We start from the raw sequence: 13,690 nt of genomic DNA on the forward strand, positions 1-13,690 counted from the left end.
GCTTTGGGGCTAGGTTGGCGCAACAGCTGGATAGAGCAAGACAGAAAGGCGATGCGCATCAGATTGATGGGCATCGCCGTAGGGAAAGGGCTTTTAGTTGGAGCCGAGAAGCGTGGGGCGGACCGGCGGTTCGATCAGGCCATACTCGATCGCAAAGCGGGTGAGGCTCGCGATGTCGTGCAGGTCCAGCTTCTTCATCAGGTTGGTTCGGTGGTTTTCCGCCGTCTTCACGCTGATCTTCAGCTTGTTCGCGATCTCCTTGGTGCTGTAGCTCTCGGCAATCAGCTGGAGGATCTCGCGTTCGCGGGTCGTGAGGCGATTGACGGCCGGGTTGGCGACGCCAGCCGGGTTGGTCATCGCTTCGCGAAGGATTTGGGCCACTTCCGGGCTGAAGTAGCTCCCGCCGCCGGCGACGACCTGGATACCCTTCTGCAGCTCCGTGAGCGGAGCGCTCTTGCCGATAAAGCCGTGCGCACCTGCTTCCAGCAATTCACGCAGGAGCACAGAGTCCTGGTAGCCGGAAAAGATGAGCACGCGGGTTTTCGGCAGTTGACGCGAGAAGCGGCGAAGGACCTCTGCACCATTGAGACCCGGAAGCATCACATCCAGGATCACGAAATCCGGTTTGTGTTCGATGCAGGTCTCGACCGCAGTTTGTCCATCTCCGCATTCAGCGACTACTTCAAAACCGGGTTCCGTTCGCACAATTTGCGCGATCATTTCGCGCACTGCCGTCTGATCTTCAATAATAACGACCTTTTTCATCACATGAATGGGTTGAGGGGAGCCTGACGAGGGCAAGAAGGATGGGCAATAACCATTTGAGGGGGTTGATAGCCCAGAATCTGTAACGTAATAACTTATGCTCTTTCTATAACCACCTGAGAAAAATCTCAAGCGAGCCCTGTGTAAAACTCTGATGAAACAGCGGTCGGATAAGGAAATGGTGGGCGATCTGGGACTCGAACCCAGGACCAAGAGATTAAAAGTCTCCTGCTCTACCAACTGAGCTAATCGCCCGCAGGAAAAACAAGAAGGAAAGCACGCCTGCCCTGCGGGGGGCAAGCGAAAAATGTCTGGGCGGCTGCGTAAGTTGCCTTGCGGGATGGCCCCTAGCGCAGCGCGGCCATGATCAGGGCCTCGGTGGAGGCGTCGCTACCGAGTTTTTGCTGGGCCTGGCGCACGGCCTTGTCTGCCGCGTCGAGCTTGTAGCCGAGCGTGATGAGGGCGGCCACCGCATCGCCAAATTGTGAAGGGGCCGGGGCGGTGCTGCCGGCAGGAGAGCTGGGGGCGGCGGGCGTCGAGTTTTTGGCCAGCCCGGCCACCTTGTCTTTCAGCTCTACGCAGAGGCGCGCCGCCGTTTTAGCACCGATGCCGGGGCACTGGGAGAGAGTTTTTACGTCTTCCTGCGCGATGGCCTGGCGCAGCATCGGGATCGAGAGCTTGCTGAGGATGCTCAGCGCAATCTTGGGGCCGATGCCGCTGACGTGCTCGCTGAGCAGGCGGAACCATTCGCGCTCTTCCGGCGTGGCAAAGCCGTAGAGGGTCTGGGCGTCTTCGCGGTAGACGACGTGCGTGAAGAGGCGGACCTTTTGCCCAAGGGCGGGCAGGCGTTCTGCCGTCGTCACGGGGATGGCGAGGCCATAGCCCACGCCGTGCAGATCGAGCACGGCGCTGAGCGGGGTGGCTTCAACCAGAGTCCCTTCGAGGTGGACGATCATGGGTGCCTAGTCCTTGAGCCCGAGCACGTCGCGCATATCGTAGAGCCCGGCCGGCTGTTCGTTGACCCAGCGGGCCGCGCGGTGAGCGCCACGGGCAAAGATGCCGCGGTCCTGAGCGCGGTGAGTCAGCTCGATGCGGTCCTGCTCGCCGATAAAGAACACCGTGTGTTCGCCGATAATCTGGCCGCCGCGCACCGCGTGCACGCCGATCTGGTCGTTCGGGCGCTCGCCGGTGATCCCTTCGCGGCCATTGATGACGGCCGATTCGGGCAAGTCGCGGGCTTCGCGCACGAGGTCGACCAAGTTGGCGGCGGTGCCGGAGGGCGCGTCTTTCTTGTGGCGGTGGTGCAGCTCCAGGATTTCCGGCTGATAGTCGTCACCAAGAATAGCGGCGGCTTTGCGCGTGAGGTAAAAGAGCAGGTTGACGCCGATGGAGTAGTTACCCGCCCAGACGACGGGGATTTTCTCCGCCGCCTGGCGGATCAGCGCCTGCTCTTCCGGCGTGTGGCCGGTTGTGCCGATGACGACGCCTTTGCCGAGCTTTACCGCCGCTTCGAGCAGTCGCACGGTGGCGGCATGGAAACTGAAGTCGATCGCGACGGCAGCCTTCGAGAGGCCTTCCGTGAGGTCGCCTTCATCCTGGTCGATGGTCGCCACGACTTCCACCTGGCAGGCGGAGGCCACGTCGGTCAGCACGCGGCCCATGCGGCCACGACTACCGTAAATCAATACCGGAAGCTTGCTCATGGTGTTTAAGCGCGGGTCTGGAGGCCGATTTCCTTCAGCGCGGCACGCAGGCGGGGCAGGTTGACCTCGCTCAACGGCACCAAGGGTAGGCGGATTTCGGGGTCGGCGAGGTAGCCGGCCTCGAACATGGCGGTCTTGATCGTCACCGGGTTGCCTTCGAGGAAGACGAGGTCGGTCAGCAGGGCGTAGTTGCGGCTGGCCACGCTGCGCGCGCCTTCCACGTTGCCTTGGCGGAACTTGCGGACCATGTCGACCAGCACTTCGGGCAGGAGGTTGGAAGCGACGGAGACCACGCCCGTCGCGCCTTCGGCCATGAAGGGCAGGGTGAGGCCGTCATCGCCGCAGAGGATCGTCAGCCGCTCGCCGCAAGCCTGGCGCAGGGCCGAGACGCGGGTGACATCGCCGCCCGCTTCCTTGATGGAGGTGACGTTGGCGGTGTTCTCCGAAAGGCGGCGCACCGTCTCGATCCCGATCTCGATGCCGCAACGGCCCGGGATGGAATAGAGCATGATCGGCTTTTCCGTCGCTTCGGAGATCGCGCTGAAGTGGCGAAAAAGGCCTTCCTGGGTCGGCTTGTTGTAATAGGGAGCCACCTGCAGGTGGGCGTCCACGCCGCGCGCGTCGGCCTCCTTCACGAGGTAGACCGCTTCGCTGGTGGCGTTTGCCCCCGTGCCGGCCAGCACGCATACGCGCCCATTGCTGTATTTGACGATCGCTTCGATCACGGCGAGGTGCTCAGCCGTGTCGAGGGTGGGGGACTCGCCGGTCGTACCGACGGCGACGATCCCATCCACCCCAGCGTCGATCTGCCGGTTGACCTGGCGTTCCAGCTCCGGGTAATCGACCTTTCCGTTCCTGAAGGGCGTGATGATCGCGGTGTAAACTCCCGCGAAGGGCGTAACCTGATGTGCCATAAAGTTGAAGCTTATGCTAAAAGTTAAAGTTTGCCACCGTAGGCGCGGTTGGCTAGTCATTCAATGCTTTTTGCTGCGGCCACCGCCCCGAGTGTTATGTCCGACGAGATCGAGCTGTTTCAAAATCTGCTGGAGCTGGCCGTGGAAAACGGCGCCAGCGATATTCACATCAAGACCGACAAGCCAGCGGTGTTGCGGATCCACGGCTCGCTGGAGCCGGTCGACATGGATGCCCTGCGCCAGGAGCAGATCCTGACTTTTGTCGAGGCGGCCTGCCCGGGTGAATTTATCGACCGCTGGAAGGTCGAGCACCAGATCGACTTTGCCTACGTGTTGCCGGGAGTGGCTCGTTTTCGCGTGAATGCCTTTTATCAGCGGGGCACGCCAAGTATTGCGTTTCGCTACGTCAACGACCAGCCGCCGACCTTCGAGAAGCTGAACCACAACCCGGAGGACTTCGTCAAGCTGTGCCAGTACAACGACGGCATTACGCTGGTCTGTGGCCCCACGGGTTCGGGCAAGAGCTCGACGCTTGCGGCAATGCTCAACTGGATCAACCACAACGAAGATGCCCACATCGTCACGCTGGAAGACCCGATCGAGTTTACCTACACCGACGTCAAGAGCATGTTCAACCAGCGCGAGATCGGCATCGACACCCGCGACTTTGCACAGGCGATGCGTGCGGTGCTGCGGCAAGACCCGGACATCATCCTGATCGGCGAAATGCGGGATGCGGAGACCTTCGACGTCGCGCTCTCCGCAGCCGAGACGGGGCACTATGTGTTTGGCACGCTGCACAGCTCCAGCGCCCAGCAGAGCGTGCAGCGCCTCTTCGAGTTTTACCCGCCGGAGCAGCATATGGGCTTGCGTCGTCAGATTGCCAGTGCGCTGCGTTCGACCGTCACCCAACGGCTTGTGCCGGCCCTCGACGGCGGTCGTATGCCGATCACAGAGGTGTTTATCGTCGAGGGGCTCGCCCGGACGATCATCGGCGAAGGCGAGCTGCACAAGATCAACGCTGTGATTGAGGCTTCGCATGAGCTGGGCTCGCACACCTTCAATCAGGACCTTTTTCGGCTGGTGAAGGCGGGCAAGATTACCAAGCAGACTGCGCTGGCTTACTCGCCGAACCCGAAGGCGCTCGAGATGAACCTCAAGGGGATCTTCCTCTCCACCGGTGGGCTTGTGTCTTAAGCTCTGGATTCTGCCTTTGGCTGCCGCAGGGCTGTCGGCTCAGGAGAATGCGACACCGCCGGTGGCCCCCGTGGAATTGCCGGAGGCAAACACGCGCGGTTTCAAGATCCTGCAGGACGAATTGCGCAAACTGGTGCCGGACGACCGTTTTGCCCCCGCCGAAGGTCCGCCGGTAAGGATCGAGCGCAAGGCGGAAGGGGTGGAAGAACAGGGCGAGCTTGAGCGCTGGATCGCAGTGTTTGAAGGGCAGCCTGTCGAGGAAGCGCGGGTGGATGCCTTTGACGCACAGACGACGGCCGAGGATTTTTACCGTTTGGCAATGGAGATTGGCGGAGAGCGGCGGCCCACGCTGCCCCAGCAACCGCGCGGGTGGGACTTGATCGACTTGGATGCGCTGCCCGGCGGCGACTGGATACCGGCGTGGCCGGATGTTCCGGAAGCGCCCATGGCCGGGAACGGCATCGTGTTGGACCACCGTCAGGCGATTGACGCCATCATGCCGCCAACCCTTCGTGCGGTATCATGGACACACGAAGAGGTCGTGAACCCTTACCTGGACGCGAGCGCGCAAGGAGGGACCAATCCCTACCTGCAGTCTACGGTGGAGAATGTCGCGAGCACGGCCTTTTCGGTCGGCTATAGCGCTGCTGCGACGACGGATCTGGTATCCTGGCCGGTCCGCGAAGCGGCGGCTTCGCTGCCGAATCCCGTAACGCTGCCGCAGTCTTCGCCCGCCCCTGTCGACCAGCAACCAGCGCCTGAAGACAGCCAGCAGTCGAGCCGCTTCAGTTCTTTCAGCTCTTGGGAGCGGCGCTAAAAAAGGCGGACCGGTAAAAACCGGGTCCGCCCATGCAGAGAAGAGTAGGGTGACCGCTTAGGCCTTGATGGCCGGTTGCCAGAGGCCGGCCTCACGGAGGCGGTGGGCTAGCTCGACTACCATGTTGCTGCGGTTCATGATGTAGAGGTGCACGCCGGGCGCGCCGCCTTCGAGCAGCTCCTGGATCTGGCGGAAGCACCAGTCTACGCCTACGCGGTGCACCGCTTCGGTGTCGTCGCCCGCTTTTTCGAGCATGGCGTCGAGCTCCGCCGGGATGTGGTTGCAGAAGCGGCGGGCCTGCTTGCCGGAGCGGATCGGCATGAGGCCCGGGATGATCGGGGCGTCGATGCCAATGGCCCGCGCCTTTTCGACAAACGAGAAGTAATTACGATTGTCGTAGAAGAGCTGGGTGGTCGCGAATGAGCCGCCCTTGTCGATCTTTGACTTGAGGTGGCGCAGATCATCCTCGGCAGACACCGCTTGAGGGTGCACCTCCGGGTAGGCGGCTACGCCCATGCAGAGCTCTGGGTAGTGCCCCTTCAGCAGCTCAACCAGCTCACTGGCGTAGTGGCAGCCGTCGGGGTGGGGGGTAAAGTCGGTCTCGCCCTTGGGCGGGTCGCCGCGCAGGGCCATGAGGTTTACAAAGCCATCTTTCCAATATTCGCCCACCAGCTCCACGACTTCGGCCTTGGAGTTACCGACGCACGTAAAGTGGGGCATCACCTCAAAGCCATACTGGTCGCGCAGGATGCGGGCATAGCGGTAGGTGCGCTCTTGCGTCGTGCCGCCGGCGCCATAGGTGATGGAGACGAAATCGGGCTGCACCTGTTGCTGGATTTCGAGCGCGGTCTGGACGATCAGCTCGCCTCCGGCATCGTCCTTCGGCGGGAAGAACTCAACGGAAAGCAGCGGATGGTCTTTCGCCGCGAGAATATCTGAGATTGCACGTCCACGATTCATATCTTCCCATCAGGATGCCTTGATGAATCCCTGTGTAAAGCTTTTTCCAGTAAACGGTCTATGGGAACAGGAGTTATAAAGAGTAAAAAGGAGTTCTGAATCCACTGAGAGAGTGCGCGCGAAAGCCCCTCCATCTTCAATTATATCCTGACTCTTTTTACTCCTGTTTAATAAATACTGTTTTACGCTTCCGCCATTTCCAGCGTGCCGCGTTCGCGCTCGGTCTGGAGGCGGAGTTGGCCGCAGGCTGCTTCGATATCGTGGCCCTTTTCCTTACGGATGGTAAAGGAAACGTCGTTGTCCTTCAGGACTTGGCCGAAGGCGATCTGGCGGCGGATGTTGGGGCGCTTCCACGGCAGACCCTCGACCTTGTTGTAAGGGATGAGATTGACGTGGGCGTGCAGGTCGCGGGCGATGCGACTGAGCGCGTGTGCCTGCTCGAAGGTATCGTTGATCTGGTCGATCAGGATGTATTCGAGCGTGAGCATGCGCCCGTGCTTTTCGGCAAAATACTCGACCGCCGGCAGCAGCTCTTCGAGCGGATACTTGCGGTTGACGGGCATGATCTGCTGGCGCACGTCGTTGGTGGCTCCGTGCAGGCTCAGCGCGAGGCGGAACTGGATCGGCTCGTCCGCGAGCTGGCGGATCTGCGGGGCGAGGCCGCTGGTGGAGATGGTGATGCGGCGGGCACCGAAGCCGAGGCCCCAGTCGGCATTGAGCAGGCGGATGGTGCCGACGACGGCGTCGTAGTTGGCCAGCGGCTCTCCCATGCCCATGAAGACAATGTTGTCGATGGGGGTGGCTGCGCCGGGCTTTTCGCCAAAGCGCTCGGCCTCCAGGCGGGAGACGTGGAGAAATTGGCCGACGATCTCACCCTGAGTCAGGTTGCGCTTCCAGCCGGCTAGGCCGGAGGCGCAGAAGCGGCACCCATAGGCGCAGCCGACCTGGCTGGAGACGCAGATCGTCTTGCGGCTGGCGTCCTGGCCCACGCCTTCCATCGGGTAGCGGATCAAGACCGTCTCGATCAGGCGGCCGTCTTCCTGCTCCAGCAGCAGCTTTTCGGTAATGTCGCTGGCCTGCTTCACCAGCACCTGCTTGGAGGGGGAGATGACGTAACGCTCGCCCAGCCACTGGCGCAGGTTTTGGGGCAGATTGGTCATGTCGTCGACCTTTTCCACCCGCTTCTTGTAGAGCCAGTCGGTGATCTGCTTGGCGCGGAAAGATTGGAAGCCGGCGTCCTGCAAGGCAGCCTGCAGGCTTTCGAGGGTCTCACCGTAAAGGGAGGGCTTGGCGGGAACGAAGCGCATGAAGGGATATCAAACTCAGAATCGCGGGCCGGGCTGCAAGGAAAAGTTCTTGCGGAAATAGCGGCCCTGAAGCACTATAGTAGAGAACCTACTCCTTTTCATGAGCCGAAAGCGACACATTAACAAAGGCGATGACAATACGGATATCAACATCTCCCCGATGATTGATATGGTGTTCATCCTCCTGATTTTCTTCATTGTCACCACTGTATTCGTCGATGAACGCGGGGTGCCGATCGACAAGCCTACCCCCTCGCCGGATCAGGCGCAGCAGAACGACAGCGAGCCCGTCATTTTCCGCATCACCCGCAATGGTAACGTGATGTACCATGATAATGAGGTGACGCTCAATCGGGCTGAGGAAGTCGTGAAGGAAGCCCTTTCCCAAAACGATGTGCCCGTGATCCTGCAGGTGCAGCGCGGCGCGCAGGCTGGCCGGATGATCCAGGTGATGGACGCCGCTCGCCGGGTGAAGGATACCGTGAAGATCACTGTCAGTACGGTGGAATAGTTTTCGCGACAGCATTTTCACCTGTTAAGCCAGCCTTCTACGGTAATGTAGGGCTGGCTTCTTTATGCCCGCCGGTGGCGCGCTCGGCTTGAGGATGTAGCTCCCAGCTTAAAGAGTCAGGAAACGAACCCCACTCCTGCATGAGCCGTAAAAGACACGTCCCCCGCACCGACGACAACACCGACATCAACATCTCCCCGATGATCGATATGGTGTTCATCCTCCTGATCTTCTTCATCGTCACGACTGTGTTCGTCGATGAAAAGGGGGTGCCGATCGACAAGCCGACCCCTAGTTCGCAGCCGACCGACCCGAATGATAGCAAGCCGGTCATCTTCCGCATCACCAAGAACGGTACCATCGTCCACGAACAGGACGAAGTGACGCTGCGCGGGGTGGAAGACATCGTGCAGGAGGCGCTCTCCCAGGCCGATGTGCCCGTGATCCTGCAGGTGCAGCGCGGCTCTCAGGCCGGCCGGATGATCCAGGTGATGGACGCCACCCGCCGGGTAAAGGATACCGCAAAGATCACCGTCAGCACGGTCGAGTAAGGTCTCGGCCTAGGCATCCATCTTGCGGAAAAGGGCCTCGTCGAGGTCGCCTTCTCCCTTCGCCACGATACACGTGACGGTCGCATCGCCCGTCACGTTTACGGCTGTCCGCGTCATGTCGAGCAGCCGGTCGACGCCCACGATGAAGGCGATCGGCTCCAGTGGCAGGCCCACTTGGGTCAACACCGCGCCGAGCGTGACGAGGCCCACCGATGGAATCGCGGCCGTGCCAATGGAGGCCATTGTGGCCATAAGCACCACGATCACGCACTGGATCAGCGTCAGGTCGACGCCGACGTAGTTGGCGACAAAGACGGTGGCGACGCCCTGCATGATGGCGGTGCCGTCCATATTGATCGTGGCGCCGAGCGGAACCGTGAAGGCGGCCACGCTGTTTTTGACGCCCAGGCGGTGCTCACTGGTTTCGAGCGTCAGCGGGATCGTTGCGCCGCTGCTGGCCGTCGCAAAGGCGTTGAGCTGCACGCGCCACATTTTGGCAAAAAAGGGCAGGGGGTTGAGCCGCCCGAGCAGGACGAGCAGCCCGGAATATGTGACCGCTGCATGGATCAGCAACACGCCCAGGACGGTAAAGAAATACTTCGCCAGGGGCACGATTCCTTCCAGCCCCATGGTCGCAAAAGTCTTTGCGACGAGGCCGAAGACCCCGAGGGGGGCGAAGATCATCACGATCCAGACCATCCGCATCACTACGTCGTTGAGCGACTCAAAGAAGGCTTTGACCGGTGCCGCGCGCTCGCCGACCTGCACAATGGCCACCGCGACGAAGACCGAAAAGACGATCACCTGCAGCATCTCGGCCGTGGCCATGGCCTGCACGGGGTTGTCCGGCACGATTTCCGTCAACACCTGGGCGAGCGGCTTGCTGGCGTGGCCTTCGTAAACGGCATTGGGATCGTCGGGCACGCTGGAGCCGGGCTTGACCACGGAGGCGACCGCCAGGGCGAGGCTGATCGCGATAGCCGTCGTCGCAATATAAAGCGCGAGGGCCTTGAGGCTCATGCGGCCCAGTTTGCGGATGTCTTGCAGGGCGATGATCCCGCAAACGATCGAGACGAAGACCAGCGGCACCACCAGCATCTTCAGCAGCCGCATGAACATTCCACCGACGACCTGGAAGGCGCCTTGCGATAGGTAGGTGGAGATCCATTCGACATCCCCCGCAAAGATATTGATCAGCAGCCCGACCAGAATCCCGAGGATCATGGCGCAGAGAATGGCGTAGGTGAGCAGGTGCTGATTGCGGGGCTTGGGGGCGGGGGAGTCGGCTGGGCTCATGTGGTTCTTTCTTAGCGCTGGAGAAGTTCGAGCAGGCGGGAGACGGTGAGGTCGGCAAAGGAGTCGATGACCAGATCCGCCTGCGGCAGGTCTTGTGCCGGGTGCGTCGTGGTGATGCCGATGGCCAGCATTTGCGCATTTTTGGCCGCCTGCAGGCCGTGCGGAGCGTCTTCAAACACCGCACAACGCTCCGGTGGCACGCCCAGCTTTTCCGCGCAGGTCAAAAATACCTCCGGGTCGGGTTTGCCGTTTTTCACTTCGTCGCCGCAGGTGCTGGCAGCAAAAAAGCCGTCGAGGCCAGCGGTCGCCGCCGCCACATTGATATTCTCGCGAGGGGTGGAGGTGCCGATGGCGCAGGGCACCCCGGCTGCGCGTAAGGCTTCGAGGAAGGGCAGCACTCCCGGCAGGGGGCGCAGCGTCATGGTGCCCAGACGCGCGCGGTAGAGCTCTTCCTTGCGGTCGCCGAGGCGGGAGATCTCGGCCTCGTCCTGAGACCAGACGTAGATCTCGCGGATGATCTTGGGGTTGGTGTAGCCGAAGCCTTTGACGAAGTGATTCTCGGGCAGTGCGAGGCCCTCGTCGGCGGCCAGCGTTTCCCAAGCCCACTTGTGCGCGGCGGACGAGTCCACCAATGTACCGTCCCAGTCGAATATTGCGGCGATGCCCATGCGGGCAGAATTAGGGCCTGGCGGCGAGGCGCAAGCGATTTTTGCTTTGCCCCGGCACGTCGAGAGCCTACGCTCCGCACCCAACTAGGAGAATCGCAACCAATTTCCCCACAACATGATCATTAAACCGAGAATTCGTGGCTTTGTCTGCATCACGGCGCACCCCGAGGGCTGCGCTCAACACGTAAGGGATCAGATCGCGGTCGTTCGCGGTAATGGGCCGATCAAGGATGGCCCGAAGAAGGTCCTCGTTCTCGGTGCCTCGACCGGCTATGGCCTCTCTACCCGTATCGTCTCGGCCTTTGGCAGCGACGCCGCCACCCTTGGCGTGTTCTTCGAGCGGCCGGCCGGCAACGGCAAGCCCGCGTCCGCCGGTTGGTACAATTCGGTGGCCTTCGAGGAAGAAGCGAAGAAGGAGGGCCTTTACGCCAAGTCCATCAATGGCGACGCCTTCTCCGATGAGGTGAAGCAGCAGGTGATTGAGACGATCAAGGCCGACCTCGGCCAGGTCGACCTCGTGATCTACAGCCTTGCCGCCCCGCGCCGGACCGACCCTGTGACGGGCGAGACTTACCGCAGCACGCTCAAGCCCATTGGCAAGCCCTTTACCGCCAACAACCTCGATACGGACAAGAAGCAGATCCAGCCGGTGACGATCGAGCCCGCGACCGAAGAAGAAATCGAGGGCACCGTCAAGGTGATGGGCGGCGAAGACTGGGAACGCTGGATGCAGCAGCTCGAAGCCGCCGGCGTCCTGGCCGATGGCTGCACCAGCATCGCCTACGACTATATCGGGCCCGAAGTCACCTGGCCCGTCTACCACGAGGGCACGATTGGCGCGGCCAAGCAGCACCTGCGCGATACGGCCCAGCGCATCGATGCGCAACTGAAAGTCAACCGCGGTCGTGCGTTCATCTCCGTCAACAAGGCGGTGGTGACTCAGGCCAGCAGCGCCATCCCGGTGGTGCCGCTCTACGTCTCTATCCTCTTCAAGGTGATGAAGGAAAAGGGCACGCACGAAGACACAATCGAGCAGATCGACCGTCTTTTCCGCACCCAGGCCTACAACGGCGCCGCGCTCGACTTCGACGACGAAGGCCGCGTGCGGATGGACGACTGGGAAATGCGCGAGGAAGTGCAACAGGCCGTCCGCGAGATCTGGCCCCACGTCACGACCGAGACGATCGACACGCACACCGATTTTGCCGGCTATCAGGAGAACTTCCTGCGCCTCTTCGGTTTCGGCCTCAAGGGTGTCGATTACGATGCCGAGGTGGAGCCCGAGCGCGATTTCCCGGCGTAAGAACCCGACAGCCCCCGCCTGCTTAAATTTGATCAGCCGCTACTCAACGTGGGTAGCGGCTTTTTCGTGGGCACGGCCAAGTGTGCCTTCAAATATACATTCTGCTGCCGATATTAAGCATCATAACGGGTTATGCCCCCTATGAGGCGCTCTTGCCTCTGGATGGCACCCCCCATGCTCAAAGGGTAGATGATGAACGCGACTGTGATGTGGCCACGGGCACGTCACTACTTGGCACCTGGTGACGCCGCCTTCCTCCTCGATACCTTGGCGCCGGACGCTTCCGCCCGGATGACCTTGGAAAAACTGCTCTATGATCCGGAGATGCTCGATGCGATCATGGACTCGCCGCAGTTGATCCAGGCTCTGCGCGAACAGGGTGAAGCCGTCAAGATCACCACCCGCCTCTTCTTTTACCTGCTCGTACGCCACGAGCTAAAGGAAGCAGGCCTGAAAGACCGCGAAGTGGCGGACTATCTGGCCGGGATGCTGGCCGATGCCGCCCATCAGGAGAACTGGCTCTTTCCCTTCCAGCACCGTGCCGGGCCGATGCTCTACGCGGTCGACTACTGGCGGGAAATGGAAAAGGCTCCGATGTCGCAACGGTTTTTCCTCAGCATCTCCGCTGGCAATCATTACCTGCTGCTGACGGGGTTCTACCGCGAATTTCTAAGTCAACGCGAGGAGCGCCAAGGCGCGCCCGGGCTCGAGTTTTACGAGAGCATGGGGCAGACCGCGTATCGTCAGGCTCGCGACCACCGCCTGGCCAAGGAATACGAGATGCGCGACATCCTCGACGCGCTCGTGGAAACCTTTCCGCGCACCCGTCAACGGTTCAACCACCTGGCCAGCGAATGGCATTGGCGGAACTAGCCGATCTTTAGGTTTGGGGTTATTCTAGGTTGTTAGGAAACCGCCGAAGCTGTCGCGTGACGCTTCGGCGGTTTTTTAGTCGAAGTCCGTCGTGGTGTCGCGACCGGTCACCTTTTCGAAGAGGCGCCGCAGTTGCGTCGCCTGCACGCGCGTGACCGATAGATCGGGCAAGGCATCCGGCGCGAACCAGGCTTGCTCGGAGGATTCTGCCGTAGGGCGGGCTTCGCCACCGGTGATCTCGCAGTGGAAGAACAGCTTGTAGACATGGAAGGGGAATGACGGTGTGTGGCCGTGCTTCTCCCGATCCCACAAGGCGAGCAGTCGAGTCGTGCGGCAGGTATAGCCCGTTTCCTCCCACACCTCACGGCAAACGGCCTCGCTCGGCGTGTCGTTTACATCGGCCCAGCCGCCGGGCAAGGTCCAACGCCCCTCGTCCGCATCTTCCCGGATCAGCAGAATGCGCCCGTCCTGCACGATAAAGGCGCGGGTATCGACCTTGGGCGTGGCATAGCCAAACTCCGCCTCCTGCCACCGCAGGATCGTGGTTATTGTTTGATTCGAGACTTTTGCCATCAGCCCTGCCGCAATTTCGCGCAAGCGCTCGTAGCGGGCACGGTCGTAGGGATCGTGGGCGAAGTGAAGCCCCGTTTGTGCCATCGCCTGGAGCTCGCGGGCCGTCTTCATGATATCGGCTGACATGGGAGCAAGTCGTAACGCAGATTTAGCACAGGGTCCAGACCACAGCACGCAGGCGCTCAGAGTCGTTGGCGTTCGGGAGGGTAAAGGATGCGGATTCGCTCATCTGCTCAAGAACTCACGCCCGGA

Annotated in this window: 15 protein-coding genes and 1 tRNA gene; 6 read left to right on the forward strand and 10 right to left on the reverse strand. The window is 61.2% G+C overall.

Annotated features, from left to right (window positions below; genetic code table 11):
• Positions 1-93: 93 nt before the first annotated feature.
• The 5 genes from Q7P63_15160 to dapA form a co-directional block, all read right to left on the reverse strand.
• A complete protein-coding gene (locus Q7P63_15160; protein ID MDP0501431.1) occupies positions 94-765 on the reverse strand; it encodes a response regulator transcription factor in 672 nt (223 codons plus the stop codon).
• A gap of 179 nt (positions 766-944) precedes the next feature.
• Positions 945-1,020 (reverse strand) — tRNA-Lys (locus Q7P63_15165).
• A 92-nt stretch (positions 1,021-1,112) separates the two neighbouring features.
• A complete protein-coding gene (gene ruvA / locus Q7P63_15170; protein MDP0501432.1) occupies positions 1,113-1,721 on the reverse strand; it encodes a Holliday junction branch migration protein RuvA in 609 nt (202 codons plus the stop codon).
• Positions 1,722-1,727: 6 nt separating this feature from the next.
• Positions 1,728-2,468 carry a 4-hydroxy-tetrahydrodipicolinate reductase gene (dapB, locus tag Q7P63_15175; GenBank protein ID MDP0501433.1) on the reverse strand — a complete coding sequence of 247 codons (741 nt, stop codon included), beginning with the start codon at positions 2,466-2,468 and terminating at the stop codon, positions 1,728-1,730.
• A gap of 5 nt (positions 2,469-2,473) precedes the next feature.
• Positions 2,474-3,382 carry a 4-hydroxy-tetrahydrodipicolinate synthase gene (gene dapA / locus Q7P63_15180; protein ID MDP0501434.1) on the reverse strand — a complete coding sequence of 303 codons (909 nt, stop codon included), beginning with the start codon at positions 3,380-3,382 and terminating at the stop codon, positions 2,474-2,476.
• A gap of 96 nt (positions 3,383-3,478) precedes the next feature.
• Between dapA and Q7P63_15185 the strand changes: the two genes are divergently transcribed.
• Positions 3,479-4,579 (forward strand): PilT/PilU family type 4a pilus ATPase, encoded by a 1,101-nt coding sequence (locus tag Q7P63_15185; protein MDP0501435.1) that lies wholly within the window; start codon positions 3,479-3,481, stop codon positions 4,577-4,579.
• The gene (locus tag Q7P63_15190) at positions 4,563-5,396 is read left to right on the forward strand and encodes a hypothetical protein (protein ID MDP0501436.1); all 834 of its coding nucleotides are present in this window, start codon (positions 4,563-4,565) and stop codon (positions 5,394-5,396) included. The genes Q7P63_15185 and Q7P63_15190 overlap by 17 nt, the downstream gene beginning before the upstream one ends.
• A gap of 57 nt (positions 5,397-5,453) precedes the next feature.
• On the opposite strand, the gene metF is transcribed toward Q7P63_15190, so the two are convergent.
• Entirely contained in the window at positions 5,454-6,356 is a 903-nt protein-coding gene (metF, locus tag Q7P63_15195) for a methylenetetrahydrofolate reductase [NAD(P)H] (GenBank protein MDP0501437.1), read from the reverse strand.
• Between the two features lie 182 nt (positions 6,357-6,538).
• A complete protein-coding gene (gene rlmN, locus Q7P63_15200; protein ID MDP0501438.1) occupies positions 6,539-7,663 on the reverse strand; it encodes a 23S rRNA (adenine(2503)-C(2))-methyltransferase RlmN in 1,125 nt (374 codons plus the stop codon).
• A 100-nt stretch (positions 7,664-7,763) separates the two neighbouring features.
• Between rlmN and Q7P63_15205 the strand changes: the two genes are divergently transcribed.
• Both Q7P63_15205 and Q7P63_15210 read left to right on the forward strand, forming a co-directional pair.
• A complete protein-coding gene (locus tag Q7P63_15205) occupies positions 7,764-8,174 on the forward strand; it encodes a biopolymer transporter ExbD (protein MDP0501439.1) in 411 nt (136 codons plus the stop codon).
• A 140-nt stretch (positions 8,175-8,314) separates the two neighbouring features.
• Entirely contained in the window at positions 8,315-8,725 is a 411-nt protein-coding gene (locus tag Q7P63_15210; GenBank protein ID MDP0501440.1) for a biopolymer transporter ExbD, read from the forward strand.
• A 9-nt stretch (positions 8,726-8,734) separates the two neighbouring features.
• Here the strand turns inward: Q7P63_15210 and Q7P63_15215 are convergent, their stop codons facing one another.
• A complete protein-coding gene (locus Q7P63_15215) occupies positions 8,735-10,021 on the reverse strand; it encodes a dicarboxylate/amino acid:cation symporter (GenBank protein ID MDP0501441.1) in 1,287 nt (428 codons plus the stop codon).
• A gap of 11 nt (positions 10,022-10,032) precedes the next feature.
• Entirely contained in the window at positions 10,033-10,689 is a 657-nt protein-coding gene (locus tag Q7P63_15220; GenBank protein MDP0501442.1) for an HAD family phosphatase, read from the reverse strand.
• Positions 10,690-10,804: 115 nt separating this feature from the next.
• Here Q7P63_15220 and Q7P63_15225 point away from each other — a divergent pair, with 115 nt between their 5' ends.
• The gene (locus Q7P63_15225) at positions 10,805-11,992 is read left to right on the forward strand and encodes a trans-2-enoyl-CoA reductase family protein (protein ID MDP0501443.1); all 1,188 of its coding nucleotides are present in this window, start codon (positions 10,805-10,807) and stop codon (positions 11,990-11,992) included.
• Positions 11,993-12,223: 231 nt separating this feature from the next.
• Positions 12,224-12,865 (forward strand): hypothetical protein, encoded by a 642-nt coding sequence (locus Q7P63_15230; protein MDP0501444.1) that lies wholly within the window; start codon positions 12,224-12,226, stop codon positions 12,863-12,865.
• Positions 12,866-12,940: 75 nt separating this feature from the next.
• Here Q7P63_15230 and Q7P63_15235 read toward each other — a convergent pair whose 3' ends face one another.
• On the reverse strand, positions 12,941-13,564 hold the full coding sequence (locus Q7P63_15235; GenBank protein ID MDP0501445.1) for an NUDIX hydrolase: 624 nt from the start codon (positions 13,562-13,564) through the stop codon (positions 12,941-12,943).
• Between the last annotated feature and the right edge of the window lie 126 nt (positions 13,565-13,690).

This window comes from Verrucomicrobiota bacterium JB022 (assembly GCA_030673845.1).
Taxonomy (GTDB): Bacteria; Verrucomicrobiota; Verrucomicrobiia; order Opitutales; family Oceanipulchritudinaceae; genus WOUP01.

Coding starts and splice junctions, on each gene's coding strand:
- Q7P63_15160 (MDP0501431.1), bottom strand. CDS start 765: ATGAAAAAGGTCGTTATTATTGAAGATCAGACGGCAGTGCGCGAAATG.
- ruvA (MDP0501432.1), bottom strand. CDS start 1,721: ATGATCGTCCACCTCGAAGGGACTCTGGTTGAAGCCACCCCGCTCAGC.
- dapB (MDP0501433.1), bottom strand. CDS start 2,468: ATGAGCAAGCTTCCGGTATTGATTTACGGTAGTCGTGGCCGCATGGGC.
- dapA (MDP0501434.1), bottom strand. CDS start 3,382: ATGGCACATCAGGTTACGCCCTTCGCGGGAGTTTACACCGCGATCATC.
- Q7P63_15185 (MDP0501435.1), top strand. CDS start 3,479: ATGTCCGACGAGATCGAGCTGTTTCAAAATCTGCTGGAGCTGGCCGTG.
- metF (MDP0501437.1), bottom strand. CDS start 6,356: ATGAATCGTGGACGTGCAATCTCAGATATTCTCGCGGCGAAAGACCAT.
- rlmN (MDP0501438.1), bottom strand. CDS start 7,663: ATGCGCTTCGTTCCCGCCAAGCCCTCCCTTTACGGTGAGACCCTCGAA.
- Q7P63_15205 (MDP0501439.1), top strand. CDS start 7,764: ATGAGCCGAAAGCGACACATTAACAAAGGCGATGACAATACGGATATC.
- Q7P63_15210 (MDP0501440.1), top strand. CDS start 8,315: ATGAGCCGTAAAAGACACGTCCCCCGCACCGACGACAACACCGACATC.
- Q7P63_15215 (MDP0501441.1), bottom strand. CDS start 10,021: ATGAGCCCAGCCGACTCCCCCGCCCCCAAGCCCCGCAATCAGCACCTG.
- Q7P63_15220 (MDP0501442.1), bottom strand. CDS start 10,689: ATGGGCATCGCCGCAATATTCGACTGGGACGGTACATTGGTGGACTCG.
- Q7P63_15225 (MDP0501443.1), top strand. CDS start 10,805: ATGATCATTAAACCGAGAATTCGTGGCTTTGTCTGCATCACGGCGCAC.
- Q7P63_15235 (MDP0501445.1), bottom strand. CDS start 13,564: ATGTCAGCCGATATCATGAAGACGGCCCGCGAGCTCCAGGCGATGGCA.